Source organism: bacterium, from assembly GCA_030247525.1.
Taxonomy (GTDB): domain Bacteria; phylum Electryoneota; class JAOADG01; order JAOADG01; family JAOADG01; genus JAOTSC01.
The window spans coordinates 21,629-34,087 of record JAOTSC010000014.1 but is presented as its reverse complement, the minus strand read 5'-3'; the positions used below and the strand labels follow the sequence as shown (position 1 = coordinate 34,087).

The 12,459-nt window shown below is 50.6% G+C and carries 8 protein-coding genes; 2 read left to right on the top strand and 6 right to left on the bottom strand.

Features of this window, described 5'->3' with window-relative positions; all coding sequences use genetic code 11:
• Positions 1-2: 2 nt before the first annotated feature.
• Both OEM52_02655 and OEM52_02650 read right to left on the bottom strand, forming a co-directional pair.
• Complete coding sequence (locus OEM52_02655; GenBank protein ID MDK9699039.1) at positions 3-518, bottom strand: CNNM domain-containing protein; 516 nt, start codon at positions 516-518, stop codon at positions 3-5.
• Positions 519-588: 70 nt separating this feature from the next.
• Positions 589-912, bottom strand: coding sequence for a DUF167 domain-containing protein (locus OEM52_02650; GenBank protein ID MDK9699038.1), 324 nt, complete (start codon positions 910-912; stop codon positions 589-591).
• Positions 913-958: 46 nt separating this feature from the next.
• Here OEM52_02650 and OEM52_02645 point away from each other — a divergent pair, with 46 nt between their 5' ends.
• Positions 959-1,354 (top strand): DUF302 domain-containing protein, encoded by a 396-nt coding sequence (locus OEM52_02645; protein MDK9699037.1) that lies wholly within the window; start codon positions 959-961, stop codon positions 1,352-1,354.
• A 340-nt stretch (positions 1,355-1,694) separates the two neighbouring features.
• Positions 1,695-4,973 carry a T9SS type A sorting domain-containing protein gene (locus OEM52_02640; GenBank protein MDK9699036.1) on the top strand — a complete coding sequence of 1,093 codons (3,279 nt, stop codon included), beginning with the start codon at positions 1,695-1,697 and terminating at the stop codon, positions 4,971-4,973.
• Positions 4,974-5,597: 624 nt separating this feature from the next.
• Here the strand turns inward: OEM52_02640 and upp are convergent.
• From upp to OEM52_02620, 4 genes are all read right to left on the bottom strand, one after another.
• A complete protein-coding gene (upp, locus tag OEM52_02635) occupies positions 5,598-6,224 on the bottom strand; it encodes a uracil phosphoribosyltransferase (protein ID MDK9699035.1) in 627 nt (208 codons plus the stop codon).
• Between the two features lie 356 nt (positions 6,225-6,580).
• Entirely contained in the window at positions 6,581-7,072 is a 492-nt protein-coding gene (locus tag OEM52_02630) for a GAF domain-containing protein (GenBank protein ID MDK9699034.1), read from the bottom strand.
• A 47-nt stretch (positions 7,073-7,119) separates the two neighbouring features.
• Positions 7,120-9,828 carry a phosphoenolpyruvate carboxylase gene (locus OEM52_02625; GenBank protein ID MDK9699033.1) on the bottom strand — a complete coding sequence of 903 codons (2,709 nt, stop codon included), beginning with the start codon at positions 9,826-9,828 and terminating at the stop codon, positions 7,120-7,122.
• Entirely contained in the window at positions 9,829-12,426 is a 2,598-nt protein-coding gene (locus OEM52_02620) for an AAA family ATPase (GenBank protein ID MDK9699032.1), read from the bottom strand.
• Positions 12,427-12,459: the final 33 nt, after the last annotated feature.

Here is a 12,459-nt window from a genome sequence, read left to right as displayed (position 1 = left end):
AGTTAAAGCCGCATCATCTTCATGATGCCGTCGCTTGAGGCGCTGAGAAATCGTACCGCCGGATAGGAGAGTAAAAGCAGCCAACGTAACGGTCGAACAAACAACAAAGTGACTCGCTCGGGATTACGTAAAGCTACATGTTTCGGCACCAATTCACCCACGACCAGGGAGAGGTAAGTTATCCCGGCGACAACGACGATAAGACCAAGGAGCTCACTGTACTCGGCAAGTAGAGGAACGGAGCGAAAGTAGACGGCTAATTTTTCCGCAATGGTTGCGCCGCCGAAAGCTCCGGCAAAGACCCCAACCAGTGATATACCGATTTGTACCGTTGCCAGAAAGCGACTCGGTTGGGTCAAGAGCGCCAACGCTTCTTGGGCACGAGCATTCCCTTTACGAGCGAGCACTTGTAATTTTGCCTTGCGGGCAGAGACGACGGCAATCTCGACCATGGCAAACCAACCGTTCGCCAGTACGAGAAGAAAGAGTAAGAGAATGTCGAGCCAGATTGAGGACATGGTCGTAATGTAGTATAACCGTTACCAAAAAAACAGTGGTCACCAGTAGATTTGCAGTGTTAAAGAATGTTTAATCCGGTAAGAAGGGGTGAGCGGAGTCGGGTAGTTCGATGGTTTTCTCGCGTTGTTTCTCACCGTGGAGAATCCGAATCGATGTTTTTGGGACATTGCATTTCTTGGCGAGAAACTCGATGAGTTGCCCATTCGCCTCGCCGTCGTGTGCTCCTTTCGTGAGCCTTATCCGCAAAACATCGCCTTGCCACCCGGCAAATTCAAGGCGCGACGATTGAGGAATCACTTTGATGGTAAGGTGCATAAGCCAAGATAACGAATTCGCGCATCGGATGGGAGAAGTAGAGGTTCTTAACAATAAATCCGGGATAAATCGTATCACAATTGTTCGAAGCAACTTAAACCAAATCACAACGGAGGAACCATCTATGGAATTCGCAATCGCGAAAAAAGCAACCGGAACTATCGACGAAGTCGAAACGAAAATCACCGCCGCTTTGAAAGAAGTCGGATTCGGCATTCTCACCCGGATCGAAGCCGATAAAGTGTTGAAAGAGAAAATCGGCGTCGAGACAACCCCGTACCGGATTCTCGGGGCTTGCAATCCGACCCTTGCCCATAACGCACTGGAAGCCGATCCCTCGATTGGTGTATTTCTTCCCTGCTCGGTTTGTTTGCGGCAAGAGGATGACGGTACTGTCTCGATTTGGGCACTAAACCCGGCAACGGTGGTCGATACTCTTAACAATGCCGAATTGGCACCACACGGCAAGAAAGCACAAGACCTCATCACATCTGCCATCGACTCCGTTGCCAATGGGTGATTGGATGGGTAGTGGGTGATGGGTGTTGAGTCTTAAATAGGGGCGTGCCGCGCACGCCCCATATTAGTTGGAGGTTAGGCAACCCGCCTTGCGGCTCACCGCAGGTAATCTTGCCTGACATCATTTGACGTGTAACTGGTGGTTACGGGTTTCCAAACCCGTTGGGTATTTGAGATGGTGGTTACGGGTTTCCAAACCCGTTCAGAAAAAGAGGTTTCCCACACCTGTCCGTTAAAACCCTACCCGATGATGTGCTTTTTCTCGTTTATGGTAAAATTCCTTTGTTAGGTTCCACGCTACCGGTATCTTAGAATTGCTTCTAAGATTTCGAGAGGTTGCGATGAAATTAACAACTGTATCTTCTCTTTTCGTCCTGTTGTTCTGCTTTCCGGAGTTCGCTTCCGCTTCGGATAACCACGCATCCTCTCATAAACCCCTCACGAAACCCTCGTCAACCTCAGTACCAAAACCGTTTTTCTTTACCGAGAACAAGGGGCAGTGGGATGCTCGCGTGCTATATAAGTGTCAAGCGAAGAATGGGATGACATGGTTCCTCGAACGCGATGGGATAACGCTACTGCTAACGCAACCGGGGGCTCGGGATTCGGATTTCGGGGCTCAGGAAACTGGATTGTCATTGCGAGGTAGCGCAGCGACGAAGCAATCTCATTTGGGGAATGGGGAACAGGCAATAGGCAATGGGGAACAGGGTAGGGGCGGCTGGCAGCCGCCCACAGGTGGCTCCGTACGTCGGACATTCTTGTCCGACGACGTAATGGAAAATGACTTACCGGAAATGCTGCGCCGCCATCCCGCGCGTGAAAATGTTCCAATGATATCTCATGCACTGAAGTTTCACTTCGTGAAAAGTGAAGGGTCAAAGGTCAAGGGTGAAGGGTCAAAGGTCAAGGGTGAAGGGTCAAAGGTCAAGGGTGAAGGGTCAAAGGTCAAGGGTGAAGGGTTAAAGGTGAATGGTGAAAGGTCAACAAAAGAAGATTCCGAGAACCTTTTCCAATCTTTTTCTACTCAACACCCTACACCTTATACCCTAAACCCTTCACCCGATTTCTTACACCCTACACCTTACACCCTACACCAATCTTTTTCCACCTTACACCGTGCGGAAGCACAAAGCGTGGAAGCGCAGGGTGAACTCCCCTGGAAGAATAATTACTTCTTGGGGAATGATTCTTCGAAGTGGGCTCCAAATTGTCGCAACTTTTCTACGGTCGTGTATCGGGAAGTGTGGGATGGGATCGATATCGAATGGTATGAAAACGAAGGCAAATTAGAATTCGATTTCATCGTCCATCCCGGCTTCGATCCGTCACAAATTCGGATGTCTGTCGAGGGATTAGAAGGGGATCGGATTTCGGGGTTCGGGGATCCGGAATCGTTACTGTCATTGCGAGAGCGCCCTGCGCCGAAGCAATCTCATTTGGATAAAGGGAACAGGGAACGGGGGACTGGGAACAGTAGGGGCGTGCCGCGCACGCCCGCAGTTACAGGTGTAGGTCAGACAATCCTGTCTGACAAATGTTCCAGTAGGGGCAGACCCTCTGGGTCGCCCGATGTAAATGTTCGTGCCCTGCTACGCGATTCACGAACTACTGGAGGAACCGTACATCGGACATTCTTGTCCGATGGCGTAATGGATTCCAGTAGGGGCGTATGGCATACGCCCGCTACCACAGAAACGACGCGGACGGACATGGGAGTCCGCCCCTACCCATCACCTAACACCCAACACCCATCCCCTATTGCCCAATCCCCATTGCCCATTGCCGAGCTTCTCCTGTCAACATCATTGGGGGAATTGCGAACTGCGTTGCCGAGTGTGTATCAGATTTCGGCAAATGGGAGTCGAACGGAAATCGAAGCGACATTTGAACTCACCGACCAAAACACGTTCGGGATCGTACTGCCGAACGGTTATAACCCCGACCATTCCTTACGCATCGATCCCCTCATCTATAGCACCTTTTTGGGGGGTAATGACGATGATAATGGTTTGGATATGTGTCTTGATGGTAACGGTGGAATAATTCTGGTCGGGGCAACGGAAAGTTGGAACTTCCCGACAACTCCAGGCGCATTCGACCCAACCATTAGCGCACGGGACGGTTACATCACCCATTTCAATGCATCCGGATCACAACTATTGTTTAGTACTTCAATCGGTGGTGGAGGAGATGATGGTTGCACCGGTGTTTTAATCGATAGTGTTGGCAATGTTGTTGTCGCAGGTATAGCGAGATCCGGTGATTTTCCGACCACCAGCAGTTTTGGTCCACGGGGTGGTGATGGAGATGGTTTTGTAACAAAACTGAATAGCACCGGTTCGGCGATACAGTATAGTGTTGTCATCGGTGGAAGTTCCACCGATCAATTAGACGATTTATGTTCCGATGGTATTGGCGGTTACTACGCGTCCGGTTTAACTGCAAGTGCGAACTTTCCGATAACAAACGCTTTGCAAAATTCGATGCACGGCAATAGCGATGGTTTCTTGCTTCATCTCAATGCTTCGGGAACCCAACTACTGTTTTGTACTTTCCTCGGTGGTAACAGTATCGATGGTATCTTAGCCATCGATTACGATCGTTCCGGTTACCTCTGGGCAGCACCTACCACGCTAAGTTCTGATTTCCCGATAACGGCTGATGCGATTGATACGTCTTTCGGCGGTGGGGAGGGCTATGATTGTGCTCTCCTTTGCTTAACTGCCGACGGCTCACAATTGCTGTACAGCACTTATTGGGGTGGTTCTTCCTATGATGTAGCACAGACGGTCAAAGTGTTGAACACAAATGAGGTACTAGTTACAGGTTACACATCGAGTTTGGACTTTCCCACGACTCCCGGCGCTTTCGATACGTTGCATTTAGGAACAAGAAAAGCATTTGTCACAAAGTTCAATCAGAATGGTAGAAGCGTCGTTTTTAGCACACTTCTCGGTGGAACCGGTTCTGATTTGGCAGCCCCTTCTGATCTATCTACTAATGGAAGCATCCTCATCACTGGACAGACCAATAGTGCTGATTTTCCGGTTACTGCCAACTGTTTCGATGCTACTTATAATGGCGGCGGTGATTGCTTCGTCGCAGTATTGGATAGTACCGGTTCCAACTTACTATATGGTACATACCTTGGCGGCTCAAACTCTGATGATGGATTTTGTGTGACCGTCGATAACAATAACGATATTTATGTTTCCGGTATTACCGACAGTCCGAGTTTTCCAACGACACCAAACGGTTTCGACCCAACTTATAATGCTGGATTTGAAGATGCTTTTTTGACAAAAATCCACATCGATACGACCGATATTGCAACAGAACGGATTCTTTTTCCACAAACCTATTCGTTATCCCAAAACTACCCCAACCCCTTCAACTCTTCCACAACCATTTCCTACTCACTACCAAAACCGGGATTTGTCGATCTAAAACTATTCGACATCACCGGTCGGGAAGTCGCAACCCTTGTAAACCAGAAACAGCAAACCGGAAGTTATCGAGTGACCATCGATGGACAACATCTTTCGTCGGGAACCTATTTCGTGCGGATGCAATCCGGGGATTTTGTGAAAACAAAGAAGATGGTGCTGCTAAGGTGAAAGGTGAAGGGTGTAGGGTGAAGGGGAATGGGCAATGGGGATCGAAAAAAATGGTGAAGGGTGAAAGGTGTAAGGTGTAGGGTGTAAGGTGGTAGGGGGTGGGTAGGGGTGGACCATCGTGTCCGCCCGAAATTGGGTAGAGACAGGCGTCCCCGCCTGTATTGGGTACAGACAGGTCTCCAGACCTGTAAAAACAAAAGGGCGACCCAGAGGGTCTGCCCCTACTGAAACAAGGGCGGCTGCCAGCCGCCCCTACGATAGCAAATGGGATTACCTTCGGTGAGCCCTGCGGGGTTGCTTCGCTACGCTCGCAATGACATGGACAGACTTTTCTGGGATCTGTCCCTACTAAAGAAAGGGCTGCTGCCAGCCGCCCCTACGATACAAACAGAAGTGCGTGCGCGGCACGCCCCTACGGAACGGGTTTGGAAACCCGTAACCACCAGTACAAAACAACCAACCTAAAACTACCAACCCAAAACAAAAGGGCGAACACAAGGTTCGCCCGTACTCAAAAACGAGGACGGACTTTTCTGAGGTCTGTTCCTACTACAACAAAGGGCGCTCAGAGAATTCGCCCAACACAGTAAACACTGTAAAACGGAAAATAGAATATCCAAGATATCAAGTGCCGAAGTAGCGGTCGCCATAATCGCCTAATCCGGGATCGATGTACTTCATTGCAGTCAAGCGCGGATCGACCGCGGCTACCGTGATGTGCGCCGTTGGAATGTGTTGCGAGAGCCGATCAAAACCTTCCTGTGAAGCGACGACCCCGAGGAAATAAATCGAATCCGATGCGTAGCCGTGTTCCTTCAAAATATTCACCGCCATAATCGCCGAACCCGCCGTTGCAAGCATCGGATCAAGGATAATTGCATTCGGCGGCAGTGGATGGGGAAATTTTTTGTAAAACAATTTCGGTTGCGCTGTCTCCTCATTGCGTTGAATCAATAACGAACCGACTGCCGCTTGCGGCACTACACCGAGAAACGCCTGTACCAATGCCTGCCCGGCACGGTAAATCGGAACCCCCATCACATTTGTCGCGAGTTCAACACCCTCGCCAATCCCCACTGGCGTTTTCACGGTGATTTTGCGATGAGGCAGTTTCGCCACGGCAGCACTGCACAACAAGCGGGCGAGGTTATCAGACGCCCACCGAAATTGTACAGTGTTCGTATCGATATCCCGCAAGATGCAAAGGTAACGGTCGAGTTCGTATTGGTCGATGGAATGTGGTTGGCTCATCGGTTAATTCCTGTCGCGTTGGCGTTCAAGTTGCAGTAAGTCGTCATTCAGGGTACAAGGTAGGAAACTTCGGTAAACGGTTCCAATAGGATATTGGTTCTAAAAAGATACGAAACGATCTTGTTTATTCGCTTTGTATTGGTAGCCGTGGGCTTTAGACCGCGTTTTATAATTTTCACTCTATTCGCTGGCTAAAGCCAGCGGCTACCTATTCGTGAGATAGATTTACGTACAGTAATAGAACTAACTTTGCCAATTACTTGTATACAGCAGAACCGGTGTTCGCCCATGAAAAAAGGGCGTATGCGATACGCCCCTTCTCAAACCCCCACCCGAGGATAGATTCTGAAGATACACTACACCAAACGGGGATCGAAACCGGTAGGATAGAACTTTCCAATCAAGGTCGCGAGTTTTTCCAATTGTAAGCGGTCGTCCGATGTGAACATACCGGTTTTATCGCTATCGATATCGATTTCCCCGATAACGTCCTTACTTGGATCACCGTCAGTATAAATGGGAACCACGATTTCCGATTTTGTCGAAAGGAAACACTGCAGGTAACGCGGGTCTTTTGTGACATCGTCGACAATTACGGTTTCCCGCGAAGTCACTGCCGCTCCGCAAATCCCTTGTCCAACCGGTATCGCGACATGTTCGGTAGCGTGGGGCCCGCGCCATGCGCCGAGGTGCAGCGTATCGCCCACTACCCAGTAGAAACCACACCAACTATAACCCGGCAACTTCGCGATTGTTGCGATAATGTCATCGGTGTATTGCGCAAAAGCGCGCTGCCTCGTCAGTTGTTCGTCGGCAAATAGTTCGCGCCAGTGATTTGTATCGATCATAATAACCCCCCAAGAAACGGCTAACATACGATTCGCAAACGCCAATATCAACCGGTATTACGCAATCCTGCCGAAACGCCGATAAAGGATTGCAATAAGGCGCGCTGCAGCATCGTCTCAACCGTTGTGTTGGTTTGATTACGGAAGCGGTCAATGAGTTCACTCTGAATCGCTGCCAATCCCCGCAAGGGGGCAACCCGTACTGCGCGCGACGCATGAAAGATTGCATAGGATTTTGCCGGAAGGTGTTCCTGCAATTCCTCCAATACTGTTTTCAAATCATCGAATTCATTGCGAATCCGGGTTATGTATGCGCGATGCTCCTCCGGTACCCGATGTAGATAGAACTCTGCGGCATTCCAATCCGATAGCCAGAGCGAGATTCGCAATTTCTGGATAAGCAATTGCAGAATGGGGGTGTGTGGTAAGGCGGCAAGAAAACCATGCCACAATTCCGGTTGATGTCGAATGGCATTGAGCGCAGTTCCGGCACCGTACCATCCGGTCAAATTGATGCGGTTTTGCAGCCATGCGAAGTTCCAAGGGATTGCCCGTAACATCGAGATATCACCGCCAGGGGTGCGTTTCGCAGGGCGACTGCCAATTCGCAACGCCGATAATTCTCCGACCGGAGACGCGATCGCGAAGAATTGCGCAAAATCCGGTTTTTCATACACCAGCGCACGCCAAGCTTTTTCCGATAATACCGATAGTTCCTCGAATTCCAGCGCGGCATTGGAGGAAATTGTGGATTGCAAAGTACGCGCTTCGATGGTCGCCACCAGCATCTGTTCGATTACCCGCACCGCCAGCGCAGGATCGCCATAACGGGTCGCAATCATCTCTCCTTGTTCGGTCAATTTCCAGTGACCATCACCGACGCCGTGGAGAGAGGCAACAATCGATTGATAGAGAAAACCGCCACCGCGAGCAACAGTGCCGCCACGCCCATGGAAAAATTGGATGGCAACTTGGTTGCGTTCACCGGCGGCATGAATCTCACGAGCAGCTTGATCGAGTGCTAAATTCGCCGCTACAATCCCGGCATCTTTCCCGGAATCAGAATAGCCCAGCATCACTTCCTGGATGCGATGAGCAACTTGCAACTTCGTTTGCCAATACGGGAGCGAAAACAATTCATTGAGAAAGACTGGCGCATGTTGTAAATCGGGCAATGTTTCAAATAATGGGACGACACGAATCGGTTCCGGTTCATTTGCATCAACTTGACAGGCGTCGAGCAGTAAACTGAGTCCAAGTAATTCTTCGACTTGGGAGGTGCCGGAGAGAATCACAGTATCAAGAGTTTTTGAACCATACGCGCGGCGCAATCCCGCGGCTTTCCGCAGCCGTTTTATCACCCGATGCTCGGCAATCGCTTCCACTGATATCGCTTCACAACGATTTACCGTTTCGCGAATTCGGAATAGAATTTGTTCAACTGAAAGCGATGCATTCTCCGGTTGCCATAGCAGTTGGAAACATTCGATGACATCCTTTGCATGAATCCGATGTTCGAGGGACGCATAATGAAAACCAAAATTGCGCACCTGAAATAGCAATTGCTCGATGGGGAGATAATGCGATTGTAAAGTTGCGTGTAGAGAATTCCGAATTGCAATTAAATCGTTTTCCAATTCGGAAGCTGTGGTGTAAGGCAACTCGATCTCGCGTGGCGGAATCGTTCGGACGATTTCATAACCGTGAAGTGATTCGTCTTCGGGCAGCTGTTTTAACGTATCGCTAATCCGCTCACAGATGAACGTAAACGCGCGACGGAACGGCTCTTCCCGATAGCGTTGTCCGATTCGTGAAGTTGTTTTCGGCATTCGATGCTCGGTGAGCGAAAGCCATTCGCCGATGGCAGGTGCAATATCGAGTAGACCAGCATTGATTGTGAGTTGGGAACGAATCGTTTCACACGATGTCAGGTAACGCGAAAGTGCCATCCTGCGCAATGTATCCGCCGCATACTGCATCGTCTCGGCGGTGATATTCGGATTACCATCAGCATCGCTGCCCACCCAACAACCGAAGGAGAGCGGAGATAGCGGTGCTTCGGTTGCAAGCGATGACGGAACGGCGAGCCGTATCCGATGGAATAGGGCTTCCGAAGCTTGCCAAACATTACTGAGTTGCGACCATAAATCTCGGATCTCGTGATATGGAGTTACCTCGTTGGTGCGGACGTCCCCGGTAACTAATAACGATTGAATCGATGCCGCTAAATTGTCACGGAGTAACTGATGTTGCTCGTTGGTGAAATCGTTGCGTTCACTATCGGCGAGCAATTGCGCAATCTGCCGCCATTCGCGCAGCAGTGCCGGCCGCCGCACCTCGGTAGGATGCGCCGTGAATACGATGCGGACATTTACCTTTTGCAATTCTTCGAGTAATGATTCCTGCGGGGCAAGAGCTGCGAAAGTTCCCTTTTCTGGTTTACTGCTGCGATGCGCGCCAATGCGGCGCAAGCGGTGATGCTCTTCGGCAAGATTGTACAATTGGAATAGCGTCGAGACCGCATGGGAAATCCGGTACAAATCGCTTGCTGAGTAATCGTGAAGATTACTTATCGTTTGTTCGGATGCAGTCAACGCGAAAATCACCGGCGACAGCTCCGGGTACAATCGCTCGATCTGCTTTTGCCATAGTTCATACAATTGTAAACTATCGTTGAGAAACGGCGTGGTTTTCTTGTCGAATCGCTGCTCATCTTCCCGCAATACTAACGATAGTCGTTCGTCGATTACCCGCATTTATTTACTCACTTTGGCGGTAAGAATAATCTTACCGGATTGCACATCGGCATAAATGGTATCGCTACTCTCAAAATCGCCACTCAACAAAACATCGGCTAACGGATCGAGCAATAAATCCTGCAAAGCCCGCTTGAGAGGTCGCGCGCCATACTCGAAGTTAGTTCCTTCGGTCAACAACAGTTGATTCGCAGCTTCGCTTACCTCCAACGCAAAGCCTTGCGGTTCCAATCGTTTACGAATCCGGGAAATCTGCAAATCGAGTATTGCGTTGAGTTGCTCCGAGTTCAATGGATGGAAGAAAACCACTTCGTCCAATCGGTTAAGGAACTCCGGCCGTAACTTCAATTTGAGTAAAGAAAGCACGTGCTCGCGCACTTCATCCGGTAAATCCGAACTACCGTTATGTTCCCGCAAATGCTCAGAAATCAGTTCGCTGCCGATATTCGATGTAAAGATGACAACGCAATTTTCAAAATGCGCCGTGTGCCCTTGATTATCGGTCAATCGTCCATCGTCCAAGACTTGCAATAGCAAATTGAATACCTGCGGATGCGCTTTTTCCGCTTCATCGAAGAGGATTACCGCATAGGGGCGGCGGCGGACTGCTTCGGTTAGTTGTCCCCCCTCTTCGTAACCGACATAGCCGGGCGGAGCGCCGATTAGCCGCGCGACGCTATGCTGCTCGGTGTATTCCGATAAGTCGATGCGAATGAGCGCCGATTCATCGGAGAAGAGCTCTTCGGCGAGCGCTTTCGCCAACTCGGTCTTTCCGACGCCAGTCGAACCTAAAAAGAAAAAACTGCCAATCGGACGCGACGATTCGGATAACCCGGCACGTGAGCGGCGAATCGCATTCGCAACCGCTTTCACTGCGAGCTCCTGCCCAACCACTCGCTGATGTAACCGCGCTTCCAATTCACGCAATTTCCGTTTTTCGGTCTCCAACATTTTCTGAACGGGAATGCCGGTCGCACGCGAAATGATTTGCGCGACATCATCTTCACCGACCGATTCCGGTAGTAGTGGACTATTCTCATTGGCGGCATAGCGGTTGCGCAGCTCAGTGATTTTCTTTTGCACTTCAGGAATACTGCCATACTTCAGCTCAGCGGCGCGATTCAGGTTCCCCGCGCGAATTGACTGTTCTTCTTCCAATTTGAGTTTATCGAGTTTCTCCGCTTCGGCGCGCACCAAATCCAAGGCAGATTTTTCCCGTTGCCATCGTTCATTCAAGTTCGCAAGCTGTTGTTTCAATTCGCCGAGTTCTGATTCGATTTCTTGTAATTGGTGGGTTCCCGCCGAACCTTTGGCGACCGCGGCTTTCTCAATTTCCAATTGGCGGATTTGCCGTTGCACTTCGTCGATTTCCTCGGGAACGCTATCCAGTTCAATCCGCAACCGCGCACACGCTTCATCGATTAAATCAATCGCTTTATCTGGTAATCGGCGGTCGGGGAGATAACGGTGCGATAACCGGGCAGCCGCGACCAGCGCTTCGTCGCGAATCGATACACCGTGGTGAATTTCATACCGTTCTTTCAAGCCGCGAAGAATTGCAACTGTTTCGGCGATCCCCGGTTCATCTACCAATACGGTTTGGAAACGCCGCGCCAGCGCCGGGTCTTTCTCGATATGCTTCCGGAATTCGTCGATGGTGGTTGCACCGATGCAACGTAACTCTCCCCGTGCAAGCGGCGGTTTCAGTATATCGGCGGCGCCGACCGCGCCTTCGGCATTGCCGGCACTCACAACAGTATGAATTTCGTCGATGAAGAGCAGGACATTCCCTTTCGCGGCAACGACTTCCTGAATTACCGCCTTCAACCGCTCCTCGAATTCCCCGCGGTACTTCGCGCCGGCAGTCAGTGAGGCGATATCGAGCGAGACGATTTTCCGCTTCTTCAAGGAATCGGGCACGTCGCCAGCGACAATGCGGTGCGCGATCCCTTCGGCAATCGCCGTTTTGCCGACGCCCGCTTCGCCGATTAGTAAGGGATTATTTTTGGTTCGTTTCGACAGTACCTGTAATACCCGCCGGATTTCGTCGTCGCGTCCGATCACCGGATCGAGTTTTCCGTTGGCGGCTAATTCGGTTAAATCACGACCATACTTCTTGAGGGCGTTGAATTTTGTTTCCGGGTCTTCGTCGACTACGCGATGGTTGCCGCGAATTTTCGCGGTCGCTTGCAACAGTTTGTCGCTGGTCGCGCCGATTTCTTTTAAGAGCCGGGAAGCGTCGCCGCCACTGTCGGCAAGGGCTAACAGGAGGTGTTCAGTCGAAACGTACTCATCGCCGAGTTTGGTCGTCCATTCGCTCGCTTTGGCAAAAATTGTTTGTATATCGCGGCCGGGAGTAACTTCGATATCCCCTTGAACCACCGGCTTGCGGGCGATCTCCTGCTGAATTCGCGCTTGCAGTTTAGCGAATTCGACCGGAATTTGTTCGAGGATCGGGCGTGTCATCCCCCCTTCATCGGCAAGCAGGGCTGCGAGGAGGTCAATGCCATCGAAGGTGGCGTTGCCCCGGTGTTTTGCCGTGCTGATGGCGGTCTCAAAGGCTTGGCGGGCTTTGGTCGTCAGTTTATCGGTTGCCATTTTATAACCTCTTGGATGTAAATCTTTTGCATT